General features: G+C 62.0%; 26 protein-coding genes and 1 tRNA gene. 5 read left to right on the top strand and 22 right to left on the bottom strand.

Translation table 11 applies throughout. From position 1 onward, the window contains the following. Positions 1-103 precede the first annotated feature (103 nt). On the top strand, positions 104-1540 hold the full coding sequence (locus MRBLPB4O_RS21540; RefSeq protein WP_049278115.1) for a M48 family metalloprotease: 1437 nt from the start codon (positions 104-106) through the stop codon (positions 1538-1540). A 116-nt stretch (positions 1541-1656) separates the two neighbouring features. Here the strand turns inward: MRBLPB4O_RS21540 and nadA are convergent, their stop codons facing one another. After that, positions 1657-2715, bottom strand: coding sequence for a quinolinate synthase NadA (gene nadA / locus MRBLPB4O_RS21545; RefSeq protein ID WP_019472564.1), 1059 nt, complete (start codon positions 2713-2715; stop codon positions 1657-1659). A 297-nt stretch (positions 2716-3012) separates the two neighbouring features. After that, positions 3013-4521 (bottom strand): YdgA family protein, encoded by a 1509-nt coding sequence (locus MRBLPB4O_RS21550; protein ID WP_341796551.1) that lies wholly within the window; start codon positions 4519-4521, stop codon positions 3013-3015. 436 nt (positions 4522-4957) lie between these two features. Here MRBLPB4O_RS21550 and MRBLPB4O_RS21555 point away from each other — a divergent pair, with 436 nt between their 5' ends. The 3 genes from MRBLPB4O_RS21555 (at position 4958) to MRBLPB4O_RS21565 (ending at position 9548) form a co-directional block, all read left to right on the top strand. Next, positions 4958-6310: an APC family permease gene (locus tag MRBLPB4O_RS21555; protein ID WP_341796552.1), complete on the top strand. Its 1353-nt coding sequence runs from the start codon at positions 4958-4960 to the stop codon at positions 6308-6310. 66 nt (positions 6311-6376) lie between these two features. Further along, positions 6377-8443, top strand: a complete 2067-nt coding sequence (locus MRBLPB4O_RS21560) for a methyl-accepting chemotaxis protein (protein WP_341796553.1) — start codon at positions 6377-6379, stop codon at positions 8441-8443. Positions 8444-8588: 145 nt separating this feature from the next. Next, positions 8589-9548 (top strand): cation transporter, encoded by a 960-nt coding sequence (locus MRBLPB4O_RS21565; protein WP_019472560.1) that lies wholly within the window; start codon positions 8589-8591, stop codon positions 9546-9548. A gap of 84 nt (positions 9549-9632) precedes the next feature. Here MRBLPB4O_RS21565 and MRBLPB4O_RS21570 read toward each other — a convergent pair. The 18 genes from MRBLPB4O_RS21570 to MRBLPB4O_RS21655 form a co-directional block, all read right to left on the bottom strand. Next, positions 9633-9708: transfer RNA gene (locus MRBLPB4O_RS21570), tRNA-Lys, on the bottom strand. Positions 9709-9768: 60 nt separating this feature from the next. Continuing rightward, a complete protein-coding gene (queC, locus tag MRBLPB4O_RS21575; RefSeq protein ID WP_049276760.1) occupies positions 9769-10443 on the bottom strand; it encodes a 7-cyano-7-deazaguanine synthase QueC in 675 nt (224 codons plus the stop codon). A 17-nt stretch (positions 10444-10460) separates the two neighbouring features. Further along, positions 10461-11108 (bottom strand): 7-carboxy-7-deazaguanine synthase QueE, encoded by a 648-nt coding sequence (queE, locus tag MRBLPB4O_RS21580; protein WP_041167623.1) that lies wholly within the window; start codon positions 11106-11108, stop codon positions 10461-10463. A 168-nt stretch (positions 11109-11276) separates the two neighbouring features. Next, complete coding sequence (gene ybgF, locus MRBLPB4O_RS21585) at positions 11277-12083, bottom strand: tol-pal system protein YbgF (RefSeq protein WP_016498328.1); 807 nt, start codon at positions 12081-12083, stop codon at positions 11277-11279. 6 nt (positions 12084-12089) lie between these two features. Continuing rightward, complete coding sequence (gene pal, locus MRBLPB4O_RS21590) at positions 12090-12590, bottom strand: peptidoglycan-associated lipoprotein Pal (RefSeq protein ID WP_012273762.1); 501 nt, start codon at positions 12588-12590, stop codon at positions 12090-12092. Between the two features lie 54 nt (positions 12591-12644). Continuing rightward, the gene (tolB, locus tag MRBLPB4O_RS21595) at positions 12645-13916 is read right to left on the bottom strand and encodes a Tol-Pal system beta propeller repeat protein TolB (RefSeq protein WP_341798919.1); all 1272 of its coding nucleotides are present in this window, start codon (positions 13914-13916) and stop codon (positions 12645-12647) included. A gap of 26 nt (positions 13917-13942) precedes the next feature. Next, positions 13943-15061 carry a cell envelope integrity protein TolA gene (tolA, locus tag MRBLPB4O_RS21600; protein WP_016498326.1) on the bottom strand — a complete coding sequence of 373 codons (1119 nt, stop codon included), beginning with the start codon at positions 15059-15061 and terminating at the stop codon, positions 13943-13945. Then, positions 15061-15513, bottom strand: coding sequence for a protein TolR (tolR, locus tag MRBLPB4O_RS21605; protein WP_012273765.1), 453 nt, complete (start codon positions 15511-15513; stop codon positions 15061-15063). The genes tolA and tolR overlap by 1 nt, the downstream gene beginning before the upstream one ends. 14 nt (positions 15514-15527) lie before the next feature. After that, positions 15528-16223 (bottom strand): protein TolQ, encoded by a 696-nt coding sequence (tolQ, locus tag MRBLPB4O_RS21610; protein ID WP_008090219.1) that lies wholly within the window; start codon positions 16221-16223, stop codon positions 15528-15530. 2 nt (positions 16224-16225) lie between these two features. Further along, positions 16226-16678 (bottom strand): tol-pal system-associated acyl-CoA thioesterase, encoded by a 453-nt coding sequence (gene ybgC, locus MRBLPB4O_RS21615; RefSeq protein ID WP_016498325.1) that lies wholly within the window; start codon positions 16676-16678, stop codon positions 16226-16228. A gap of 125 nt (positions 16679-16803) precedes the next feature. Next, entirely contained in the window at positions 16804-17850 is a 1047-nt protein-coding gene (ruvB, locus tag MRBLPB4O_RS21620) for a Holliday junction branch migration DNA helicase RuvB (RefSeq protein WP_043201924.1), read from the bottom strand. Beyond that, positions 17847-18464 carry a Holliday junction branch migration protein RuvA gene (ruvA, locus tag MRBLPB4O_RS21625; RefSeq protein ID WP_016498324.1) on the bottom strand — a complete coding sequence of 206 codons (618 nt, stop codon included), beginning with the start codon at positions 18462-18464 and terminating at the stop codon, positions 17847-17849. Before ruvA ends, ruvB begins: the two co-directional genes overlap by 4 nt. 109 nt (positions 18465-18573) lie before the next feature. After that, positions 18574-19098, bottom strand: a complete 525-nt coding sequence (ruvC, locus tag MRBLPB4O_RS21630) for a crossover junction endodeoxyribonuclease RuvC (RefSeq protein WP_016498323.1) — start codon at positions 19096-19098, stop codon at positions 18574-18576. A 188-nt stretch (positions 19099-19286) separates the two neighbouring features. Beyond that, a complete protein-coding gene (locus MRBLPB4O_RS21635; RefSeq protein WP_059394726.1) occupies positions 19287-20033 on the bottom strand; it encodes a YebC/PmpR family DNA-binding transcriptional regulator in 747 nt (248 codons plus the stop codon). 114 nt (positions 20034-20147) lie between these two features. Further along, positions 20148-21923: an aspartate--tRNA ligase gene (aspS, locus tag MRBLPB4O_RS21640; protein WP_016498321.1), complete on the bottom strand. Its 1776-nt coding sequence runs from the start codon at positions 21921-21923 to the stop codon at positions 20148-20150. A gap of 93 nt (positions 21924-22016) precedes the next feature. Next, the gene (locus MRBLPB4O_RS21645; RefSeq protein WP_016498320.1) at positions 22017-22238 is read right to left on the bottom strand and encodes a zinc ribbon domain-containing protein; all 222 of its coding nucleotides are present in this window, start codon (positions 22236-22238) and stop codon (positions 22017-22019) included. Positions 22239-22330: 92 nt separating this feature from the next. Continuing rightward, positions 22331-22660 (bottom strand): ribbon-helix-helix domain-containing protein, encoded by a 330-nt coding sequence (locus MRBLPB4O_RS21650; RefSeq protein ID WP_016488658.1) that lies wholly within the window; start codon positions 22658-22660, stop codon positions 22331-22333. A gap of 141 nt (positions 22661-22801) precedes the next feature. After that, positions 22802-23275 carry a Dps family protein gene (locus MRBLPB4O_RS21655; RefSeq protein ID WP_341796554.1) on the bottom strand — a complete coding sequence of 158 codons (474 nt, stop codon included), beginning with the start codon at positions 23273-23275 and terminating at the stop codon, positions 22802-22804. Between the two features lie 280 nt (positions 23276-23555). Between MRBLPB4O_RS21655 and MRBLPB4O_RS21660 the strand changes: the two genes are divergently transcribed. Then, complete coding sequence (locus MRBLPB4O_RS21660; protein ID WP_341796555.1) at positions 23556-24149, top strand: cold-shock protein; 594 nt, start codon at positions 23556-23558, stop codon at positions 24147-24149. A gap of 62 nt (positions 24150-24211) precedes the next feature. Here the strand turns inward: MRBLPB4O_RS21660 and MRBLPB4O_RS21665 are convergent, their stop codons facing one another. Together MRBLPB4O_RS21665 and MRBLPB4O_RS21670 are read right to left on the bottom strand one after the other, a co-directional pair. Next, entirely contained in the window at positions 24212-24418 is a 207-nt protein-coding gene (locus MRBLPB4O_RS21665; RefSeq protein WP_016498318.1) for a SlyX family protein, read from the bottom strand. Position 24419: 1 nt separating this feature from the next. Continuing rightward, positions 24420-24839 (bottom strand): HIT domain-containing protein, encoded by a 420-nt coding sequence (locus MRBLPB4O_RS21670; RefSeq protein ID WP_341796556.1) that lies wholly within the window; start codon positions 24837-24839, stop codon positions 24420-24422. Positions 24840-25218 lie beyond the last annotated feature (379 nt).

Raw genomic sequence — 25218 nt, forward strand, 5'->3', positions numbered from 1 at the left:
ATTGCCGGGTTGCTGCTTCACAGGGTCGGCTAGGATAGCGCCACTGGTCGCCAACGTGTGAGCCCGCTACAGTAGGTATCTTTGACCGACGCGAGCTTCGTGCATGAATCTACTGCGCCCTACCCTGCTGACGCTGGCCTGCCTGATGGCCCTTCCCGGCCATGCTGACGACCTGCCATCACTGGGTGACGCCAGCTCTGCGATCGTCTCGCCGCAACAGGAACACCAACTGGGCCGTGCCTGGCTGAGCCTGCTGCGTGGCCAGGTCAACCAGTTGAACGACCCTCAGCTCAAGGACTACGTAGAGACTACCGTGTACCGCCTGGCCGAAACCAGCCAGCTGCAGGACCGGCGCCTGGAATTCATCCTGATCGACAGCCGTGAGCTCAACGCCTTCGCGGCCCCCGGCGGCATCGTCGGGGTCAACGGCGGCCTGTTCCTCAATGCCCGCACCGAAGGCGAGTACGCCTCGGTGCTGGCGCACGAACTGGCGCACTTGTCGCAACGCCACTTCGCCCGTGGCGTCGAAGCCCAGCAACGCATGCAACTGCCGATGATGGCGGCTTTGCTCGCGGGTATCGTGCTGGCTGCCGGTGGCGCTGGCGATGCGGGTATCGGCATGATTGCCGGCACCCAGGCGGCGGCAATCCAGGAACAGAGGCGCTTCTCGCGGCAGAACGAACAGGAAGCCGACCGCATCGGCATCCAGAACCTTGAAAAGGCCGGTTACGACCCGCGCAACATGCCCACCATGTTCGAACGCCTGGCGCAGCAGTACCGCTACGGCGCCAAGCCGCCGGAATTTCTGCTGACTCACCCGGTGACCGAATCGCGTATCGCCGACACCCGCAACCGTGCCGAACAGGCGCCCAAGGGCGGTGTCGAGGACAGCCAGCGCTATCAGCTGATTCGCGCGCGCGTGGCCCTGACCTATGAAGAAACACCCGGTCTGGCAGCCAAGCGCTTCCGCTCCCAGCTCGACGAAGACCCGAAACTTGACGCTGCACGCTATGGACTGGCCCTGGCGCAAATCAAGGGCGGCCAGCTGAACGAAGCACGCGAAAACCTGAAGCCGTTGCTGGCCAAGGCCCCCAACGACATCACCTACAACCTGGCGCAGATCGACCTGGACATCACCAACAACCGCCTGGCCGACGCACAGCAGCGGGCCGAGCGGATGCAGGGGCTGTACCCGGGCAACTACCCGCTTAAACAGGTGCGTGCCGATCTGCTGGTGAAGCAGAGCAAGCCGGCCGAGGCGGAGAAGATATTGAACGAGTTGATCAAGAGCCGGCCGGATGACCCGGACGTCTGGTACGACATGGCAGAAGTGCGGGGTTTGTCGGGCAATACCATCGGCCTGCACCGGGCACGTGCCGAGTTCTTCACGTTGGTAGGGGATTTTGACCAGGCGATCCAGCAGCTGGATTACGCCAAGCGCCGGGCGGGTGGCAACTTCCCGCTGGCGTCGCAGATCGACCAGCGCCAGCGCGAGATCCTGGAACAACAGCGTATGGTTCGGGAGATGATGGGGCGCTGAGAATCTGGGGGCGCTTTGCGCCCCATTCGCAGCACAAGGCTGCTCCTACAGAGATCGCATTCCCCTGGTGGAGCAGCCTTGTGCTGCGAATGGGCCGCAGAGCGGCCCCAGCATTTTCAGGCGTTACCGGAAAGCTTCAGGCGCGCCGCCTGGGTAAAGTCCAGCATGCGGTTCAGCGGCTTGATCGCCTTGGGCACCAGCGCCGGGTCGACAAAAATCTCGTTACTGCCATTACGCAGGCAATCCAGCACCCGCTCCAGGGTGTTCATCGCCATCCACGGGCAATGTGCACAGCTGCGGCATGCCGCGCCGTTGCCGGCGGTAGGGGCTTCGACAAACTCTTTATCCGGGCACAACTGCTGCATCTTGTAGAAGATGCCGCGGTCGGTGGCGACGATGAAGGTCTTGTTCGGCAGGGTCTGCGCCGCCTTGATCAGCTGGCTGGTGGAGCCCACTGCATCGGCCAACTCGATCACCGCTTCTGGCGATTCAGGGTGCACCAGGATCGCTGCGTCCGGGTACAGCGCCTTCATATCGGCCAGCTGGCGCGACTTGAACTCTTCGTGGACGATGCAGGCACCGTCCCACAGCAGCATGTCGGCACCGGTTTGCTTCTGGATATAACGGCCCAGGTGCTGGTCCGGGCCCCAGATGATGGTTTCGCCGTTGTCCATCAGGCTTTCGACGATTTCCAGCGCGCAGCTTGAAGTCACCACCCAGTCGGCACGGGCCTTCACGGCAGCGGAAGTGTTGGCGTACACCACCACGGTGCGCTCAGGGTGCTGGTCGCAGAAGGCTGAGAACTCTTCTACCGGGCAGCCCAGGTCAAGCGAGCAGGTGGCCTCCAGGGTTGGCATCAGCACGCGCTTTTCCGGGGTGAGGATTTTCGCGGTCTCGCCCATGAAGCGCACACCGGCCACGATCACCGTTTCGGCCGGGTGATTCTTGCCGAAGCGGGCCATTTCCAGCGAGTCGGACACGCAGCCGCCGGTTTCCTCAGCCAGGGCCTGGATGACCGGGTCGCAGTAATAGTGGGCAACCAGCACGGCATTCTGAGCCTTGAGCTCGGCAGCGATGGCCGCACGGTATTCGGCCTCCTGCTCGGCTGTCAGCGGGTTGGGCTGCTTGGCGTCGAGGTGAGCCTGAACCAACAGGCGTTCGGAAATCTGGGTCATGATCGCTGGACCTGCAGGCGCGCGTGCGCGTCAAATCGAGTGTATCACCCGGCCCTGGCAGATCGGCTAAGGGTGCCGGACGGTACGCAGGCCGCCACGGCCCTCTGCGGGCGCGGATTATTATCGGAGGCCGAAGGCTACAGACAATCCAGCGATTACTAAAGTGGTTTTTGTGTTGCCTGTGCTGGCCTCTTCGCGGGCATGCCCGCTCCCACAGGTACTACGCTGCCCTCAGGGGCAATGAGTAACCTGTGGGAGTGGGCGTGCCCGCGAAAAGGCCGGTACAGGTTCAATCAATCAACCCTGCGGCGACAGTGCTGCCAGGTGCGCTGCCATTAGCATGGCGAACTCTTCCACGGTCATCTTCTTGCCGTTGAAATCAACCATGCCATCGGCATAGTGCAGGCTGCTCACCACATCATTGCCTTCAACGGTGGCCAGGCCACTCTGCAGCGCCATCATGCCGACCATCTCCCCCGCCTGGCTCGACTGCATGGCAATCGCCTGGGCGTCGGTCTGGCCGTCCAGCAGCGCCTGCAAGGTCGCCAGGTCACCCATCATCGGCTTGGACAGGGACAGCTTGCCCTTCACCTCGGTGATCAGTTGCTTGCTCAACTGGTCCGGCGGCAAGTCGAAGCTCGCCGGGGCGGCGAAGTCCATCGACAGGTTGAAACGGCTCTCGCCATTGGCGGTCTTGAACGACAGGTTTTCTATCGCCACCTTGGGCTTGGCGGCCAGCAGCTGCCGCAGGTCACCCTGGAACCGGGCCTTCTCTGCGTCGTCCATCTGGATCTGCGGCACAGGCTGACCGGCTGCAGCGGCCGCCTCGAACTCCGGCAGGTGCGCCTGGTACCACTTCGACAACGCCTGCAATGCCGGTGCGTTGACCGAATTCACACTCACCAGCATGTGCGCCTTGCCCACCGCGCGGCCATCCCAGGTGATGTCGCCGACCTTGTACTCCACGCGACCGCCCACGGCATCCGGGCCGTCCAGGGTTTGCAGGACATTCTGCTCCAGGCCGTTGATCAGCAGCACTTGCTGCTTCGGCCCCAGGGTGACCTTGGTTTCGGCCAGCGCCAGGTCGACATTGCCCACATAGATGGCGTCGTGCGCGGTGGCCTGAAGGTTGCCGCCCACCTCCAGGCCTTTGAGTTCGAACGTGGCAGGCGGCTGGTCATCGCGCACAAGCTTCATCACGAAACGGTCGGCCTGGCCGTGGAACTTCGACGCCTTGCCTTCCTTGTCGCCACTGACTTCCAGCTGCATGCCCGAGAAGTCGAGGCTATTGCCGTCAGCCTCGTCGAGCTTGACCGGCGCGAGCCGGACCTGGCTGACCACACTGCCGCCGTAACCCAGGCTGGTCTGTGCGCTGACCGGGGCCTGCTCACCTGCAGCGGCGAACCACGCTGCGGTGGCATCGTCCTTCTGCAAGGTGCTGTTGCTGACCGCCATCACCGGCATCAGCTTCAACGCCTTGACCCGCGACCAGGGAAACGGCCCGTGCTCGATCTGGTCCGTCACGCCCACGTCGAAACTCACTACATCCCCTTCACCCACGTTGATATCGCGGGCCTTGAGCCGGTACTGGGCGGTACTGCTGAAGAAATGCTGCTCCAGCGACACCCGCTCGATGCTCATGCTGCCGCCGGTGGTCACCAGGGCCTTCTTGAGCTCGGCGTTGCTGCGGACAAGGGCATTGTCCAGCTCGGCAGGCAACTGCTTGCCGGTGTACCAGGCACCAGCGGTGGATGCGACGGCAATGGCAATCGCCAGGCCGGAAAGGATGCCAACTGATTTCTTCATGAATAGAACCGATTGTCCGTAAGGGCTTCTTGGGCGACAAAGGCCACGCAGGAGGCGAAGAGTACCACTGCGACAGAACACGATGGCCGATCGGAAAAGAGAAAACACATTTTTTCAGAGGCGACTGACACCCCTCAAAGAGAGCATCACTCGTTAATTTTTACGAACATCCGAATTGATCAAAACCGCAAGAAACCGCGCAAAAACCGAACAACCCCCCCTTTAAATCGATAAATATTTCAATTTGGTAACATCTTGTCATGTTTAACTTGACACCAACCTACCCATCGTTTTTTATTTTCACCACTTAGCGCGTCTCCCCCCGCGCCTTCCGCCGCTCCTACAAAAAAGGTGAACAACATGGAGCCCACCCGCTCGCCCTTGCCGCATGCGCAATACACCGTGCCCGCCGTTTACGCCCAGGAGCCATGCCAGCATGCAGCCTGATCACAGCGCTTCCGGCAACGGCCAACTCCGCAAAACCCTGCGCCTCTGGCACGTGATCATCATCGGCCTGGCCTACCTGACCCCGATGACCGTGTTCGACACCTTCGGCATCGTCAGCGGGATCACCGCCGGCCATGTGCCCAGCGCCTACATCCTGGCGCTGGCGGGCATCCTGTTCACCGCCGTGAGCTACGGCACCCTGGTAAAGCGCTTTCCGCAGTCGGGCTCGGCGTACACCTACACCCAACGCGCGATCAACCCGCATGTGGGCTTCCTGGTCGGCTGGTCGTCGCTGCTGGATTACCTGCTGCTGCCAATGGTCAACGCGCTGCTGGCCAAGTTGTACCTCTCGGCCATGTTCCCCGAAGTACCGGAGTGGATATGGGTGGTCGGCTTCGTCAGCCTGATCAGCCTGATCAACATGCGCAGCGTAAACCTGGTGGCGCACTTCAACCTGCTGTTCGTGGGCGTGCAGGTGGCGATCATCGCCGTGTTCATCTACCTGTGCGTGCACGGCCTGGGCCAGGGTGAAGGGCTGGGTACCACCTGGAGCCTGCTGCCGTTCGCCGACAACCAGACGCACCTGAGTGCACTGGCTGCCGGTGCGACCATCCTGTGCTTCTCGTTCCTGGGCTTCGACGCGGTCACCTGCCTGTCCGAAGAAACCCGCGACCCGGCCAAGACCATCCCGCGGGCGATCTTCCTCACCGCGCTGATCGGTGGCGTGGTGTTCATTACCGTGTCGTATTTCATCCAGGCCTACTTCCCGACCATGGCGCGCTTCCACGACCAGGAAGCGGCCCTGCCTGAAATAGCCCTGTACGTTGGCGGCAAGCTGTTCCAGTCGATTTTCATCGCCTGCACCGTGATCAACACCATTGCGTCGGGCCTGGCCTCGCAGACCAGCGTGTCGCGCCTGCTGTACGTGATGGGCCGCGACAACGTGATCCCGGCCAGCCTCTTTGCTCGCCTGCACTCGCGCTACAAGACGCCGGTGCTGAACATTGCGGTGGTGGGGCTGGTTGCACTTTCGGCGATCTACTTCGACCTGGTCACCGCCACCTCCATCATCAACTTCGGTGCGCTGGTTGCGTTCAGCTTCGTCAACCTGTCCGTGATCAACCACTGCTACCTGCGCGAAGGCAACCGCCGGGGCCTGGCCAACCAGCTGAAGTACCTGGTGCTGCCGACCATAGGCTTCTGCATCATCGTCTCGCTGTGGCTGGACCTGAACGCGCATTCGCTGATGTTCGGCGGCATCTGGGCGGCGGTCGGATTGATCTACCTGGGTTGGCTGACCAAAGCCTTCCGGTCGGCACCGCCCAACTACGTCGCCGAATGAACCACGCTGCCAACAACGCCCGCGCCAGACCGCGGGCGTTGTACTTGATCGAAAAGGAAAGCCCTCATGCCGCTGCGTCGCCTCTCCATCCAGTGGAAGATAACCCTGCTCGCCGGCCTGTGCCTGCTGGCCATCGTCGCCCTGCTGGTGGCCACGTCACTGACCCAGGCTCGGCGTAGCGCTGCGCTGGTCAACCAGGCCAACACCGCCATGCTCGACAGCAGCGCGCGCCAGCGCCTGCAGGCCCATGCCGAAACCCAGGCCCTGCGGGTGCAGCGCTACTTCATGGACGCCTACCAGTACGGCAATGGCTTTGCCCGCATGGTGCAGGTGCTCAAAGCCCGAGGCGGCAGTGACCTGCGCGCCGAGCTGACACGCCAGGCCCGTGCCAGCCTGGCCGGCAACCCGGATGTGATCGGCCTGTACCTGGTGTTCCAGCCCAACGCGCTGGACCAGCAGGACAGCCAGTACCTCGGCCAGGACGCCGTGGGCAGCAACGAAAGCGGGCGTTTCTCGTTGTACTGGTCGCAGCCGCGCCCCGGCACCCTGGAGCTTGAGGCCATGCCGGAAGCGATGCTCGGCGATGCCAGCGTCGGCAGCAACGGCGCGGCGAAGAACCGCTGGCTGACCTGCCCGCAAGACACCGACAGTACTTGCATGCTGGAACCCTACCTCGACGAGGTCAATGGCCGCCAAGTGCTGATGACCAGCATTGCCCTGCCGCTGCTGGAGCATGGCAAGGTGGTCGGCGTGGTCGGCCTGGACATCGGTCTGGCCAACCTGCAGCAACTGAGCCTGGACGGCCGCCGCGAGCTGTTTGATGGCCAGGGCCATGTCAGCATCGCCAGCGCAGCCGGCCTGCTGGCAGGCAACAGCCGCGATGTCAGCGCGCTCGGCAAACCCATGGACACTAAGGTGGCCGACGGCCTGCTGCGCGTAGCCCACCCCTTCGCCCCCATCCCTGACGCCGCGCCTTGGCAGGTGTTGCTGGAGCTGCCAGAAAGCGTGCTGCAGGCTCCCGCCGTGGCCCTCAACCAGCGCCTGGATGCGCACAACCAGAATGCCAACCTCACCAGCCTGCTGATCGGCCTTGGCGCCGCCATCGCAGGTTTGCTGCTGGTGTGGCTGACCGCACGCGGCGTTACCCGGCCAATCCTGGCCGTGGCCGCACGCCTGCAAGACATCGCCAGCGGTGAAGGCGACCTCACCCCCCGCCTGGACTACGCCCGCCAGGACGAACTGGGCCGGCTCACCCACTGGTTCAACCGCTTCCTCGACAAGCTGCAGCCGGTCATTGCCCAGGTCAAAGGCTCGCTGCAGGAGGCCCGCGGCACCGCCGACCAGTCGGCCGCCATCGCCAGCCAGACCAGCAATGGCATGCAGCAGCAGCACCGTGAAATCGAACAAGTAGCCACGGCAGCCAACGAGATGAGCGCCACTGCCCTGGATGTCGCCCACAACGCATCGCAAGCAGCCCAGGCCGCACGTGCCGCCGACCAGGCCAGCCGCGAAGGCCTGCAACTGATCGACAGCACCCGCGAGGGCATCGATCGCCTGGCTGCCGGCATGAACACGGCCATGGACGAGGCGCGAGCACTGGAAGGCCGCAGCGGCCAGATCGGCTCGGTGCTGGAGGTGATTCGCACCATCGCCGAGCAGACCAACCTGCTGGCACTCAATGCTGCCATCGAAGCTGCGCGCGCTGGCGAAGCCGGGCGTGGTTTTGCCGTGGTCGCCGATGAGGTGCGCGGCCTGGCCCAGCGCACGCAGGTGTCGGTGGAGGAGATTCGCCAGGTCATCGAAGGCCTGCAACAAGGTACCCAGGATGTCGTGGGCGCCATGCACGAAGGCCAGCGTCAGGCCCAGGCCAGCGCGGCACGCATGGAACAGGCGCTGCCAGCGCTGCAGCGCATCGGCGAGGCGGTGACCGTGATCAGCGACATGAACCTGCAGATCGCTTCAGCGGCCGAAGAGCAGAGCGCGGTGGCCGAGGAAGTGAACCGCAACGTGGCGGGCATCCGGGATGTGACAGAATCACTGGCTGGCCAGGCTGACGAATCGGCGCGCATCAGCCAGGCACTGAACCGGCTGGCCAACCAGCAACAGGCGCTGATGGAGCAATTCCACGTCTAACCTGCAAGGGCCCTTTCGCGGGCACGCCCGCTCCCACAGGTGCGTGGTCGCCTTCCCGGCCAACGCAGACCCGGTGGGAGCGGGCGTGCCCGCGAGGAAGCCCGTACAGACACCACAGCATTATCGTTTTTACTGAGCACACGTCATGCAAACCGCAACCAGATCCACCTTCTTCGACATCACCAGCGAACAGGGCCTGTTACGCACCTCGATTGCCGTCACCCTGTTCATCGCCACCATCGGTATCGCCTTCGGCCTGGCTTCCGGGTCGTTCTCCATCGTCTTCGACGGCGTGTACTCGCTGGTCGACGCCAGCATGAGCGGCCTGTCGCTGGTCGTGGTCAAGCTGATCACCTCGCACACCACCAGCGTGCAAATGTCGCGCAAGCTGCGCGAGCGCTTCACCATGGGCTTCTGGCACCTGGAACCGATGGTGCTGGCACTCAATGGCATCCTGCTAAGCGGTGTGGCCATCTACGCGCTGATCAACGCCGTCAGCAGCCTGCTGGAAGGCGGCCGCCACCTGGAGTTCGGCATTGCCATGGTCTATGCGGTACTGACCGTGATCACCTGCGTCACCATCGCCGTCGTCGAAGCCCGCGCCAATCGCAAGCTGAAGTCAGACTTCGTGCGCATGGACGTCAAGGGCTGGGTGATGTCGGCCAGCATCACTGCCGCGCTGTTGATCGCCTTCTGCTTTGGTTACGCGGTGCAAGGCACGTCGTTGGAGTGGGTGTCGCCGTACATCGACCCGGCGGTACTGGCGCTGGTGTGCCTGGTGATCATTCCGCTGCCGCTGTCGGTGGTCCGTCAGGCGCTATCTGAAATCTTTCTGGTTACCCCCGGCGACCTCAAGCTGCACGTCGATGAAGTGGCCAAGGCCTTCGTCGCCCGCCACGGGCTGCAGTCGTACCGCGCCTATGTCGCCAAGGTCGGGCGCTCACGGGAGATCGAGTTGTATTTCATCGTGCCAAAGACAATGGCCGCGAAGACCATCGATGAATGGGATACGTGGCGCAACGAGATTGGTGATGCGGTAGGCGGCGAAGGGCCGGACCGCTGGCTGACGGTGGTGTTCACCGGCGACCCGGAATGGGCTGAGTAAGCTGGGGGCGCTTTGCGCCCCCAAGGATCCCGAAAACGAAAAAGCCCGCGACCATTTCTGGTAGCGGGCTTTACGTACTGCGTATGGTGGGTCGTGTAGGATTCGAACCTACGACCAATTGGTTAAAAGCCAACTGCTCTACCAACTGAGCTAACGACCCGATTGATGGCGCGTATAATACTGATTTCTAACGAGAAATCAACACTCCATCAAAAAATCTTCAAAAATACCGCGTCGGGTCTGCTACACCGGCCGCCTTGAAGCCGTCGGCGCGCAGGCGGCAGCTGTCGCATTTGCCACAGGCGCGCCCGTCATCGTCGGCCTGGTAGCAGGAAACGGTCAGGCTGTAATCCACGCCACGGGCCATGCCGGCCTGCACGATCTGCGCCTTGCTCAGGTTCTGCAGCGGCGCCTGAATACGGAAGCCCTGCCCTTCTACACCGGCCTTGGTTGCCAGGTTGGCCATGCGCTCGAAGGCTTCGACGAACTCGGGGCGGCAATCGGGGTAACCGGAGTAATCCACGGCATTGACGCCAATGAAGATGTCACGCGCCTCCAGCACTTCTGCCCAGCCCAGGGCCAGCGACAGGAACACGGTATTACGCGCCGGCACGTAGGTGACCGGGATGCCTTCGCTCGGGGCTTCCGGCACATCGATGCTGCTGTCGGTCAACGCCGAACCACCGATACCGTCCAGGTTCAGGCCGATGACCTTGTGCTCGACCACGCCCAGGTCCCGGGCGACACGGGCAGCCGCATTCAGCTCGGCCCGGTGGCGCTGGCCATAGTCGAAGCTCATGGTGTAGCAGCTGTAGCCTTCGGCCTTGGCCATGGCTACGACGGTGGCCGAGTCGAGGCCGCCAGACAGCAGGATTACCGCGCGTTTCTCAGTCATGTGCTTTTTACTCTCAATCAACGTCCGGGTTCGTCGTTCCACAGCAGCTTGTGCAACTGCAGCTGGAAACGTACAGGCAGGTTGTCGGCAACGATCCAGTCGGCCAGGTCGCTGGCACTCACCTGGTGGTGGCTCGGCGAGAACAACACCTCACCGGCACGCTCAGCCAGGTTGTACTGGATCAGCTTGGAAACCGCCCAGTCATAGTCCTCACGGGAACAGATGACAAACTTGACCTGGTCGTTGCGGGTCAGCTGCTCGATGTTCTCGTAGCGGTTACGGTGCGACTCTTCGGAACCCGGGGTCTTCAGGTCGACAACGCGGCTGACGCGGGTGTCGGTGCCCGCGATATCCAGCGCACCACTGGTTTCCAGCGACACCTCGTAACCGGCATCACACAGGCGCTGCAGTAACGGCAAGGCGTTGGGCTGAGCCAGTGGCTCGCCACCGGTGACACAGACGTAGCGGGGCTTGAAGCCGGCAACCTGCTCAAGGATCGAATCCAGGGTACGAATAGTGCCGCCAGTGAAGGCATAGGCACTGTCGCAGTACTGGCAGCGCAGGGGGCAGCCGGTAAGGCGCACGAATACGGTGGGCAAGCCAGCCGTTCGCGTTTCACCCTGCAAAGAGTAAAAGACTTCTGTGATGCGTAATGTGTCTTGCATGCTCGCCACGGGCGTGACAGCTAAACAGGCTGTCCGCCTCCGTCAGGCACTGTCGCGGACTCGACATGGCGTTATCCGCAGCAGCGTGTTTACGAAAAAAGGGCAGTGATTCTAACGAAAAAACCCGCGACTGGCGCGGGTTTCTTTCGAGCGGTACAGCTACAGGGCTCAGAGCTTCTGCAGGTCACGCTGGGCCAGCTGCGCGGCGGAGGTGCCGGGGTACTGGGTGATGACCTGCTGCAGGATGCCCTTGACCTTGTCGGTATGGCCCATGCGGCGCTCGACGTCGGCCAGTTTGTAGAGCGAATCCGGCACTTTGCTGTGCTTGGGATACTTCTGGCTGACCTGGGCAAAGGCCTGACTGGCACCTGGCAGATCGCCTTTGGCCAGGTTCACTTCACCCAGCCAGTACTGCGCGTTGCCGGCGTACTGGCTGTTGGGGTACTTGCGCAGGAAGGCATTGAACGCCTGGCTGGCCTTGTCAAAGTCTTTCTGTTTGATCAGGTCGAAAGCAGCATCGTAGTAGAGCTTCTCTTTCGCTGGATCGCCGGGCTCGCTACTGGCGGCCGGTTGTTGCGCAGCAGCACCGGCTGCTGCATCGGGGGCGGCATTTGAAGCACCACCACCGGAGGAATTGTCAGGGGTCGCGGCAGGTGCAGCGCCACTGTTGATGCGACGGTCCAGGTCCTGGTATCGCTCCAGGTTTTCCTGCTTCATGCGCGACACATCGTTCTGCAGCTCTTCGATGATGCCTTGCTGGCGGGAAAGCTGGTCCTGCATCTGTTGCAGCTGCATGAACAGCTGGCCTTGTGCAGAGGCAGGGGCCGAAGCCCCTGACCCGGCATAGGCGCCGCTCGTGCCATAACCCACAGGCGGATAGCTGCCTGCGTTGTCATCTACTACAGGGACCTCAGCCCAGGCCGCGAGCGGCAGGCTGAGTGCGAGGACGGTTACTACACGGCGGCACATACGCATAAGAACTTACTTACGCAGTTCTACGCGACGGTTCTGAGCCCAGGATTGCTCGTCGTTGCCAGTGGCAACAGGACGCTCTTCACCGTAGGAGACCAGTTCCAGCTGAGCAGGGGAAACGCCCTGCAGAACCAGGTAACGCTGAACGGCCTTGGCACGACGCTCACCCAGAGCCATGTTGTACTCGCGGGTGCCGCGCTCGTCGGTGTTGCCTTCCAGGACAACGCGGTTGCCGTTGGACTTCAGGTCCTTGGCGTGAACGTCCAGAGCGCGCATGGCTTCTGGCTTCAGGTCCGAGCTGTCGTATTCGAAGTAGAAGGTGGTGATTGCGCGCAGGGCGGCTTCTTCGCTCAGGGAACCGTCAACAGCGCCAGTGTTGGCACCGTAGCCAGCGTTCGGATCTACAGCAGCGCCTTCGCCTGCGTTGTCACCGCCCTTCGAGGAGCAACCTACAGCTACGGCCATGGCCAGAGCCAGCGCAGCGAATTTACCAAACTTCAGCATTTCCATCGTGAAACTCCTAATGAAACCCCAGTGTGTTAAGCAAAACGTATTACGCCGCAATCAGTTCAGGTAAGGGGACCAGGACGGTTCTCTGACTTCGCCTTGAGCGGTAGGAAGTGGGAGCCTCACGCGGCCATTAAGCGACACGAGCATCAAGACTCCCCGGCCCTGCTGGCGGGTGGCGTAGATTAGCATGGTGCCGTTTGGCGCAACAGTGGGAGACTCATCAAGACTTGTTTCCGAGAGAATCTTTACACTTCCGCGCTGCAAGTCCTGTGCCGCCACTTTGAAGTTGGTAAAGCCCTGTTGGCGATGGATCATCACCAGGGTCTTTTCGTCAGCGGACAGTTTCGGGTTGGCGTTGTAGTTGCCCACGAAGGTTACGCGCTCGGCACCACCACCGCTGACCGACTGTTTGTAGATCTGCGGTTTGCCGCCACGGTCGGAGGTGAAGTAAAGGGTATTGCCATCCTTACCCCAGAACGGCTCGGTGTTGATACCTGGGCCTGCGGTAACCCGGCTGATCTGGCGCGACGCCACGTTCATCACATAGATGTCCGGGTTGCCGTCTTTCGACAGCACGAACGCCAGGCGCGAACCGTCCGGCGACCAGGCTGGCGCGCCGTTCAGGCCTTCGAAGTTGGTCACCTGCTCACGGCGGCCGGTATCGATGTTCTGAATGAAGATGCGCGGGCGTCTCTGCTCGAACGACACATAGGCGATACGCTTGCCATCTGGCGCAAAGCGTGGCGACAGGATCGGCTCACGCGATTGCAGCAGGGTGACCGCACGCGCACCGTCGTAGTCCGAACGCTGCAGGGTGTAGCGGGTGTTGTTGGTGGAGAAACGCTCGGCCGTCACGTACAGCATGCGGGTAGAGAACGCACCCTTGATGCCGGTGAGCTTCTCGAACGACTGGTCGGCGATGTAGTGCGCCATGTCACGCAACTGGTCGGTGCTACCCGCGACGCTGCCGGTCAGCACTTGCTGCTCGGTGGCGACGTTGAACAGTGCGTACTGCACCTGCAGGCGACCGCCCGATGGCACGATGCTGCCGACCATCACGTATTGGGCACCCAGCGCTTTCCAGTCACGGAAGATGACTTCGCTGGCCTGCGATGGCTGGCTGATCATGTTCTGCCGTGGAATCGGCGAGTAGTAGCCGGAGTTGCGCAGGTCGTTGCCGATGATGTCGGCAATGTCCTCGGGCAGCACGCTACCACCTTGCAGACCGAACGGCACTACCGCGATGGGCGTTGCCCGGTCGCTGCCGCTGGTGACCAGGATGTTCTTTTCCTCTGCCACGGCCATGCCTGCCACGCAGCACAGCATGACCAGCAGTCCTCTCAGACGTTTAATCACAACGCTAGATCCTCAGGTGTAAATGTCATCTTGAACGAACGATATTGGTTGAAATCGCTCGGCTTCATACCCTGCATCTCGGTCAAACGACCAATGTTCTTCACCGCAGCCACCGCCGAACTGTCATACGGGCCGTCACCACTGGAACGGGCCACGCTGACACTGGTGATGGTACCGTCCGGCAACATGTTGATCTGCAGGACCACCGTCATGCCCTTGCGCGCGGAAGGCGGACGTGCCCAGCCCTCGGCCGCGCGCATACGGATCAGGTCGTCGAAGTCGCCGGCCACCTGGTCACCCTGCTCGTCGGCCAGCGCCTGCTGCCGCTCGGTGGTGTCGGACAACAGCTCGGCCAGGGCCTGGGCTTTCTTGTCTTCTGCCGCCTTGCGGGCCGCTTCCTGTGCCTTTTTCTTCTGGGCATCTGCAGCGGCCTTTTTCTTGGCCTCTTCAGCTGCCTTCTTCTTCGCGTCCTCGGCCGCCGCTTTCTTCTTGGCGTCCTCGGCTGCTTTTTTCTTGGCCTCTTCGGCTGCCTTTTTCTTGGCGTCCTCGGCGGCTTGTTTCTTCGCCTCTTCAGCGGCCTCTTTCTTGGCCTCTTCTTCGGCTTTTTTCTTGGCTTCTTCCTCGGCCTTCTTCTTGGCGATGTCGGCCTGCTGCTTCTCGGCGGCCTTCTTCGCCTCATCGGCCTTCTTGGCTTCTGCGGCTTTCTTGGCCTCGCTAGCCTTGGCGGCTTCGGCAGCCTTGGCAGCGTCCTCGGCTTTTTTCGCCTCGGCGGCTTCGCGAGCCTCCTCGGCCTTTTGAGCGGCGTCGGCCTTCTTTTGTTCCGCGGCCTTCACGGCCTCCTGCTCGACCTTCTTCTGCTCCAGCTGCTCGACTTCGGTCTGGCGCGAAGCGGTTTTCTTCGCTTCCCCGGCAATCTTCTGATTGGTCTGGGTGGTCGCCTGGCTCTTGGACTTGAGCTGGTACAGGGTAGCCTGAACGATCGGCTTGGAAGGCGGCAGCTCAGGCGTCATGGCGAAACTGACGAACAGCATGGCAAACACCAGCACATGCAGGCCAATGGCCCAGACACTGGGCCAGAAGTAGCTTTCCGAGGCGGATGGCTCTCGCTGTTGCATCAGGGCGCCTCGGTAATCAGGCCAACGTTACCGACACCGGCCTTCTGCAACCCGCCCATGGCACCCATGACCGCGCCATAGTCGACAGCCTTGTCGCCACGAATGAACACCTGGGTCTGCTTGCCTTGGTCACGGCCGGCAGCAATGATCTTCGTCACTGCATTGGTCATGTCAGGCAAGGTCATGGCCTTGTCCATCTGCTTGTCGGTATCGACTTCGCTGCCAAGGTTCCAGTAGTAGGTCTTGTCGGCCTTGATGGAGATGGTGAGAATCTGGACGTTGTTGTCCTGCGGCAAGGCTTCACTGGAAACCTTGGGCAGGTCGACTTTCACGCCCTGGTTGAGCATGGGCGCCGTCACCATGAAGATGACCAGCAGTACCAGCATCACGTCGATGTAGGGCACCACGTTCATCTCGGCGACGGGCTTGCGTTTGTGGCGAACTCGGGCCATGGGCTTCTACCTGATTACTCTTCGCTGGTGTGCACTTTGCGGTGCAGGATCGCCTGGAACTCGTCGGCGAAGGTGTAGTAACGACCGATCAGCACTTCGCTGCGCGCGGCGAAACGGTTGTAGGCGATTACCGCCGGGATTGCTGCGAACAGGCCGATGGCGGTGGCAATCAGCGCTTCGGCGATACCCGGGGCAACGGTTGCCAGGGTGGCCTGCTGGGCGCTGGCCAGGCCGCGGAAGGAGTTCATGATCCCCCATACGGTACCGAACAGGCCGATGTACGGGCTGGTGGAACCGACGGTGGCCAGGAACGGCAGGCTCTGCTCGAGTTTTTCTTCCTCGCGCGAAATGGCTACGCGCATGGCACGGCCAACGCCTTCCATGACGGCGTCCGGGTCAACGCCCGGCTGCTGACGCAGGCGCGAGAACTCCTTGAAGCCGGCACGGAACACCTGCTCGACGCCGGAATCCGGGTCTGGGTTGCTGCCTGCCTGACGGTACAGCTTGGACAGGTCAATGCCCGACCAGAAGCGTTCCTCGAAGGCATCCAGTGCACGACGACCGGCGCGCAGCATGGTGCTGCGCTGGAAAATCATGATCCATGAGGTGACCGAGGCGGCCACCAGGATCAGCATTACCAGCTGTACCACTACGCTGGCATTGCTGACCAGACTCCACATGGAGGTATGGTCGACGACGTTAGCTTCCACGCTTATTCTCCTGCATTCGATTGATTACCCGAGCCGTCCGCCGCCAAGGCGTCGCGCAGCTGGGGGGGTATGGCTCGGGGTTTGAAAGTGTCGGCGCGCACGGCGGCCACCAGGAACTGCCCTTCGCAGAGCAGCGTTTCATCCTTTTCCCGCCAGACCTGCTGTACAAAGCGCAGGCTGGCGCGATTGAGTTCAAGTACTTGCGCGGTCACCCGCAACGCGTCGTCCAGCCGCGCCGGCGCGTGGTAGCGCGCTTCGCTGGAATGGACCACGAACAGCAGGTTGTCTTCGGCCAGCTGCGACTGGGAAAAACCCAGATGCCGCAGACGTTCGGTGCGCGCGCGCTCCATGAATTTCAGGTAGTTGACGTAGTACACCACGCCGCCCGCATCGGTATCTTCGTAATAGACGCGACAACGGTGTGCGAACGGTTCGAGCTGATTTTGCGCGCGCATACTCTAGTGCTTACTCCTCAGCTTGCCAATCCGCTGTGGCAACTGTTTTTTCTTCATTAATGTCTTATTGCCAGCGCACCCTTGGCATGCCAGCGGTAGGACCACGAAAAGTCGCTTTTGATCTGTCATTCATCGCCTGGCTCGGAAAAATCACCACCCTCCCCCAAACGCCCGGGAATATTCAGGCCAAAGTGCAGGTAGGCATGCCGGGTGACCACGCGACCGCGCGGCGTGCGCATGATGTAGCCCTGCTGGATCAGGTACGGCTCCAGCACATCTTCGATGGTATGACGCTCTTCGCTGATGGCCGCAGCCAGGTTGTCCACCCCTACCGGGCCGCCATCGAACTTCTCGATCATGGTCAGCAGCAGGCGGCGGTCGGAATGGTCGAAGCCACGTTCGTCGACATCCAGCAGGTTCAGCGCCATGTCGGCCACGGCCTTGGTGATCTGGCCCTTGCCGCGCACCTCGGCGTAGTCGCGCACGCGGCGGAGCAGGCGGTTGGCGATACGTGGCGTGCCACGGGCACGCCGGGCAATCTCGTAGGCGCCCAGGTCTTCGATGACCAGGCCCAGAATGTTGGCCGAACGGCTGACGATGGTGGCCAGGTCCTTGTCGCTGTAGAACTCCAGGCGCTGGACAATACCGAAGCGGTCACGCAACGGATTGGTGAGCATGCCGGCACGGGTGGTAGCCCCCACGAGGGTAAACGGTGGCAGGTCGAGCTTGATCGAACGGGCCGCCGGCCCTTCGCCGATCATGATGTCGAGCTGGAAGTCCTCCATGGCCGGGTACAACACCTCTTCGACGACCGGCGACAGTCGGTGGATCTCGTCGATGAACAGCACGTCGTGCGGTTCGAGGTTGGTCAGCATGGCCGCCAGGTCGCCCGGGCGCTCCAGGATCGGCCCCGAGGTGCTCTTCACCGACACACCCATTTCATGGGCAATGATGTTGGCCAGGGTAGTCTTGCCCAGCCCCGGCGGGCCGAAGATCAGCGTGTGGTCGAGCGACTCGCTGCGGCCACGGGCGGCCTGGATGAACAGCGCCATCTGCTCGCGCACCACCGGCTGGCCGATGTAATCGTCCAGGCTCAGCGGGCGAATCGCACGGTCCTGGACCTCTTCGCGGTCGCGGCCACTGGCGGCGATCAGGCGGTCGGCTTCGATCACTTGGTAATCATCCCTTTAAGGCTGCGGCGGATCAGCTCTTCACTGCTCAGGCCGGCCTTGTCTTTGATCGCGGCGATCGCCTTGCTGGCTTCCTGCGGCTTGTAGCCCAGCGAGACCAGAGCGCTGACGGCATCAGCCTCGGCGCTGGACTCGCTGGCGGCCGGCAGCGGGCCATCGGACACCAGGGTGAACATGGCCGGGGAGGTTTCCCAGGCCTTGAAGCGGTCCTTGAGCTCGACCAGAAGGCGTTCGGCGGTTTTCTTGCCGACACCGGGCACGCGTACCAGGGCCGAGGTGTCCTGGGCTTGCACGCAGCGCACCAGCTCATCGACTTCCAGGCCGGACATGAGCGCCAGTGCCAGCTTCGGGCCCACGCCGTTAAGCCGGATGAGCTCGCGGAACAGCTCGCGCTCGCGCTTTTCGGCAAAACCATAGAGCAAGTGGGCGTCTTCGCGCACGACCAGATGGGTGTGCACGGTGACGGGTTCGCCCACCTTGGGCAGACGGTACAGCGTGGTCATGGGAACTTCCAGTTCGTAACCCACGCCGTTGACGTCGATAATCAGGTGCGGCGGCTGTTTCTCCGCCAGGGTGCCGCGCAAACGTCCAATCACGTTCCGATCCTTCCTCTCGGGGAGCCGGTCAAAGACCGCTCAACCCTATCAGCAAATGCAACGGGTGAACGCATCACCCGAACAAAATGTGTATCAGCGCATGAAGCGCCTACAGACGCAAGCGCCCGCCGCGCCGCCGCGCCGTTGCCAGGCCATGGGGCACCAGGCTGGAACGGGTGTGGGCGTGGCACAACGCGATGGCCAAGGCGTCGGAGGCGTCGATCTGCGGCTTTTGCGTCAGTTTCAGCAGGTGCATGACCATCATCATCACCTGCTCCTTGTTGGCCCCACCAGTGCCGGCCACCGCTTGCTTGACCTGTGTGGCGCTGTATTCAGCGATTTCCAGGCCGGCTTCGGCGGCAGCGACGATAGCCGCGCCGCGGGCCTGGCCGAGCTTCAGCGCCGAGTCAGCGTTGCGCGCCATGAACACCCGCTCGATGCCCATGGTCACCGGTTCGTGCTGGGCGATGATTTCACTGACACCACGAAAAACGATCTGCAGCCGCTCGTGCAGCTCGCCGCTGCCGGTGCGGATACAGCCCGACGCCACGTACTCACAGCCACGGGCGGTCTGGCGTACTACGCCGTAGCCGGTGATGCGCGAACCGGGGTCGATACCAAGAATCAGAGTCATAGTGCCTGTCGTTCAAAGCTCACGGTTCAAGACCATTAGGGCCGCTGCGCGACCTATCGCCGGCAAGCCAGCTCCCACGAGTACAGTGCAGGCCTGAAGAAATGCACTGTACCTGTGGGAGCTGGCTTGCCGGCGATGGGCTGCGCAGCGGCCCCAATAGCAGCCTTGACGCGAAGGGTCAGGAGACCTTAGCCGATATTTTCCATGATCTCGTCGGAAATCTGGGCATTGGAGTAGACGTTCTGCACGTCATCCAGGTCTTCGAGCATGTCGATCAGCTTGAGCACCTTTTCAGCACCGTCCTGGTCGAGCTCGGCACTGGTGGTCGGCTGCATGACGATTTCTGCGTCATCGGCCTTGAAACCAGCCTCTTCCAGGGCGTTACGCACGGCATAGAAGCTGTTGAACGAGGTGAACACGTCGAACGAGCCGTCATCGTTGGCTACCACGTCGTCAGCATCGGCTTCCATCGCCGCTTCCATCAGCGCGTCTTCATCCACGCCTGGGGCAAAACTGATCTGCCCCTTGCGCTCGAACAGGTAGGCCACCGAGCCGTCGGTACCCAGGTTGCCGCCACACTTGGTGAAGGCATGCCGCACGGCGGCGGCGGTGCGGTTGCGGTTGTCGGTCATGGTCTCGACCATGATCGCCACGCCACCCGGACCGTAACCTTCGTAGCTGAGCTCTTCGACGTTGTCGCTTTCGTTGGTGCCGGCACCACGGGCCACGGCGCGATCGATGATGTCGCGGCTCATGTTGGCGCCCAAGGCCTTGTCCAGCGCCAGACGCAGGCGCGGGTTGGATGCCGGGTCAGGGCCGCCCTGCTTGGCAGCGACCGTCAGCTCGCGGATCCACTTGGTGAAGACCTTGCCTCTCTTGGCATCCTGGCGCTCTTTGCGGTGCTTGATGTTCGCCCACTTGGAATGACCAGCCATAACGACTCCGAATACTTTGAATCACAAACAGCCCCGCCCCTGTACGGGGCGGGACGGGAAAATACCTGCGCCGAAACGCAAAGGCGCATCCATGTGGATGCGCCCGGGGACCGCTTACTCGACCTTGGTCTGTTCGCGCAGTCGGATGTGCAGCTCGCGCAGGGCCTTGGCGTCGACCAGGCCAGGGGCCTGAGTCATGACGCACGCGGCGCTCTGGGTTTTCGGGAAAGCGATCACTTCACGGATCGACTGGGCGCCGGTCATCAGCATGACCAAGCGGTCCAGACCAAAGGCCAGGCCACCGTGCGGCGGCGCACCGAACTTCAGGGCGTCGAGCAGGAAGCCGAACTTCTCTTCCTGTTCCGCCGCTTCGATGCCCAGCAGGCGGAACACAGCCTGTTGCATCTCTTTGCGGTGGATACGGATCGAACCGCCACCCAGTTCAGTACCGTTCAGGACCATGTCGTAGGCACGGGACAGCGCTGTGGCCGGGTTGGCCTCAAGCTCTTCCGGCGAGCACTTCGGCGCGGTGAACGGGTGGTGCAGCGCGGTGAAGCTGCCGTCTTCGTTCTCTTCGAACATCGGGAAGTCGACGACCCACATCGGTGCCCACTCGCAGGTGTGCAGGTTGAAGTCGTTGCCGACCTTGATGCGCAGTGCGCCCAGGGCCTCGCTGACGATCTTGAACTTGTCGGCACCGAAGAAAACGATGTCGCCATCGACCGCGCCAACGCGATCGAGGATCACGTTGAGGTTGGCTTCAGGGATGTTCTTGACGATCGGCGACTGCAGGCCTTCGACGCCCTTGGCGCGCTCGTTGACCTTGATGTACGCCAGGCCCTTGGCACCGTAGATGCCAACGAACTTGGTGTACTCGTCGATCTTGCTGCGCGGCATGCTGGCGGCGCCAGGCACGCGCAGGGCGGTAACGCGGCACTTCGGATCGTTGGCCGGGCCTGCGAATACCTTGAAGTCGACATCCTTCAGCTGGTCGGCAACGTCGACCAGTTCCAGCGGGTTACGCAGGTCTGGCTTGTCGGAGCCGTAACGGCGCATGGCTTCTTCGAAGGTCATGTGCGGGAATTCGCCGAATTCCAGGTCCAGCACTTCCTTGAACAGCTTGCGGATCATGCTCTCGGTCAGGCCCATGATCTCGCTTTCATCGAGGAAGCTGGTCTCGATGTCGATCTGGGTGAATTCCGGTTGGCGGTCAGCACGCAGGTCTTCGTCACGGAAGCACTTGGCGATCTGGTAGTAGCGGTCGAAGCCAGCGACCATCAGCAGCTGCTTGAACAGCTGGGGCGACTGCGGCAGGGCGAAGAAGCTACCGGCGTGGGTACGGCTTGGCACCAGGTAGTCACGCGCGCCTTCCGGGGTGGCACGGGTCAGGATCGGCGTTTCGACGTCGAGGAAGCCGTTTTCATCGAGGAAGCGACGGATGCTGGTGGTGATGCGCGAACGCAGACGCAGCTTCTCGGCCATTTCCGGGCGACGCAGGTCGATGAAGCGATAACGCAGGCGGGTTTCCTCGCCGACGTCGGAGTATTCGTTCAGCGGGAACGGCGGGGTTTCTGCTTCGTTGAGCACGGTCAGCTGGTAGCCAAGGATCTCGATGGCACCGGAGGCCATGTTGGCATTCACCGCGCCGTCAGGGCGCTTGCGCACCTTGCCGGTGACTTGCACGACGTATTCGCTGCGCACGCGGTCGGCGGCGGCGAAGGTTTCGGCGCGATCCGGGTCGAACACGACCTGGGCCATGCCTTCGCGGTCACGGATGTCGAGGAAGATCACCCCGCCGTGGTCGCGGCGACGATGGACCCAGCCGCAAAGGGTGACTTCCTGGCCGTCCAGGCTCTCGTTCAGTTGGCCGCAATAATGGCTGCGCATCATGATGGTGGTTTCGCTTCTCGTGATTCGTGTATTCGGTGGAGGCCTTGGCCGCCCGGAGGGCTAATACTGCAAGACCCGGTCACAGCATTCAACTCAGTCGGCCTTGTCGCCGCCTGCAAGATTCTTTTTCGCCCCGGTCTTGAAGTCGGTTTCGTACCAACCATTACCGCTCAGGCGGAAGCCTGGCACCGACAGCAGCTTCTTCAGCGCCGGCGCCTGGCAGGCCGGGCAATCGGTCAGCGGCGCGGCGCTGATCTTCTGCAGTGCTTCCATGCGGTGCTCGCAGGATGCACATTGATAGTCATAAAGGGGCATGGGTGTCTCTCGTCAACCACAACGCTCGCTGCCAGGGCAGCAAAAAGCGGGATTATATATGGTTAGCAAGCACTGCGCAGCCCGCCAGGCGATCAGCGCACACTTGGCGGGTCTTGCAGCCAGGCAACGCAGATTACCCGAATCAGCCCACTGAAGTTGCGCACTCCACCCTGGCGCAGGTGCACTTCACGGTCCACGTAGGACAACACCGCACTGACCGAACAGCGGTTGGCGGCGGCGATGCGTTCCAGGATGCCCCAGTAGACGGCCTCCAGACGCAGGCAGGTGGAAAAACCGTTGAGCCGCACCGAACGTGATACCGGCTGCGTCTGCAACATATCGAAATCTGCCTTGAACGGATCAATGCACTGTTTTCCTGGCCAGCTCCCCTGGCCAGCCACACGCTTGCTCGCTTGCATCATGCGCCCTACTTCCTCGTCACCGGTAACAGGTGACCAATGAAGCGCTGGGCAGCAGGTTTAGAGCAGCGGCAAAGTCTTCCCGCACAGTTACCGACAGGCGCAGCCTTGTGCTGCACCTGCCGGGGACGCGCCGCCTGTTGATTACTTGCCGTCGAGCAATACCCGCAGCATCCACGCGGTTTTCTCGTGCACCTGCATGCGCTGGGTCAGCAAGTCGGCAGTCGGCTCGTCACTGACCTTGTCCACTACCGGGAAAATACTGCGCGCAGTACGCACCACGGCCTCCTGGCCCTGGACCAGCTGGCGGATCATCTCGTCCGCCGGGGGTACGCCTTCCTCCTCCTGGATAGAGGAATGCCGTGCATAGAATGCATAAGACCCCGGCGCAGGGAAGCCCAGGGCACGGATGCGCTCGGCAATCGAATCGACTGCCAGTGCCAGTTCGTTGTACTGCTCCTCGAACATCAGGTGCAGGGTGCGGAACGACGGACCGGTGACGTTCCAGTGGAAATTATGGGTTTTCAGATACAGCACGTAGGTATCCGACAACAGGCGGGACAGCCCATCGACGATGGACTTGCGATCTTCTTCACTGATACCGATATCGATTGCCATTGAAGTTCCCCTTTCCATAAGGCTTGAGACTCAAGCGGACGCCGACCACTGTAGCAACACTTGACCCACACCGCCTGTGACATGGCGCAACACATCGCCCACTGAGGCCTGCGGTTTGAGTAGCCTTCGCCTTTGCTGTTAAATAGGCACCGTGCCACCCGTGCGGACTGTTATTGCCGGGTGCATAGGCTGGCTTGTCACGTGTTCGCGCCCTACACCTCATGCGCACCGTGCTGCCAGCTCTTCCTGTGATCGGCCTTCTCAACTGTGAGCCAACCCCATGTTCAAGATCGTCCATCTGGTGACGGGCGTGGCAGCCTTGCTGCTATCGCTCATACCGAGCCTGAAAACCGATGCAACACCCTTCCTGCAACAACCCGACGCGGTTTACCTTGCCCTGCTCGGCCTGCTCAACCTGGTCCTGGCCCCGGTCGTGCCGCTGTACTACCGCGGCGCCCGGCAGCAGTTGCAGCACCTTGCCTGCGCCCTGCTGGTGGTGGCGGTGGTGCTGCAGACCCTGACGCTGCTGGCTCGCCCGGAAATGGGCAACCTCGCGGCGCTGGTCTGTGCGGTACTGGCCGTGGCCCTGCACCTGGCGGTGGGTTTTGCCCGCAGCCCGCGCAAGGCACGCAGCATCCAGCATGCCGCCCAGGATACTGGCAACCGTGATACCGGCACGGTGAAGTGGTTCAACACCTCGAAAGGCTTTGGTTTCATCTCCCGCGATTCGGGTGATGACATCTTCGTGCACTTTCGTGCCATACGCGGCGAAGGCCACCGCATCCTGGTCGAAGGCCAGCGCGTGGAGTTTTCGGTGATGCACCGCGACAAGGGCCTGCAGGCCGAAGATGTGGTGGCAGTTACCCGCCGCTGATTGTCTTGCGATAGCGCTCCTTGTGGCCGCGGGCATGCCCGCGCCCACAAGGACTCGTGTGATCAGTAATGAGGCGGCGGCGCCTCTTCCCCCTCGGTGCCGTACTGGCCGACCATCTCTTCATGGCGCTTGATCAATTCGGCCACCTGTAATTTCAGCCGCTCGATCACCTGCGCCTGCTCGACCACCACATCATTCAACGCCTGCAGGGTGTCATCCTGGAACGCCTGGCGGGTTTCCAGTTCGACGATTCGCAATTCCAGCGACATGTCAGGCCTCCTGATAGCCAGCAAGCTGCAGCCCACGCACGCGCTGGCGAATGGCTTGCAACTGGTCGTCGCGGTAGGCCACGGCCGGGCACTTGCCCCACACCGGTGCTGGCCAGGCGGCATCGTCACGCAGGCGCACGATCACGTGCATGTGCAACTGGCTGACCACATTGCCCAGGGTGGCCACGTTCATCTTGTCGGCGCCGTAGCTGGCCTTCAGTGCTTCAGCCAGCAGGGTGGTTTCCTGCCACAACTGCTGCTGCTCTGCCGCTTCCAGCTCGAACAGCTCGCTGATGCCGGCGCGCTTGGGCACCAGGATGAACCATGGGTAGTTGGCATCCTTGCTCAGCAACAGTTGGCATAACGCAAACTCCCCCAGCACCAGGGAATCCTGCTGCAAACGCGAATCCAGGACGAACACGGCATATCTCCTTCAGGCAAAAACAACCCGCTTTCAAGCGGAAAACAGGCCTGCAAGGATACCTTGCACATTCCCGGTAACACAGCGCTACTTTTCGCACCAAAATGAGGCCGTCTGCGCGCCGCCACCACACTTGTCACCCCACAAACGACTCTGGATGAACAAGTTGCGGTAACACATTGACTTTCATGACAGCTTTTCAAATTTTAATGATTCTCGACTCCATCATGCCCTGAGGTAGCCTTCGCCCCGTGTTTACGGCACTTTCCGACCCTCGGTAGCAGATTTTGTGAAAATTTCATGAAGTGTTGCGAATTTTGAGCACGCTTGTTGCATTCCCTTCACGCCAAGTCGGCACGACATCTGCAGTGGCAGGTGT

This window comes from Pseudomonas sp. LPB4.O (assembly GCF_038383825.1).
Lineage (GTDB): Bacteria > Pseudomonadota > Gammaproteobacteria > Pseudomonadales > Pseudomonadaceae > Aquipseudomonas > Aquipseudomonas putida.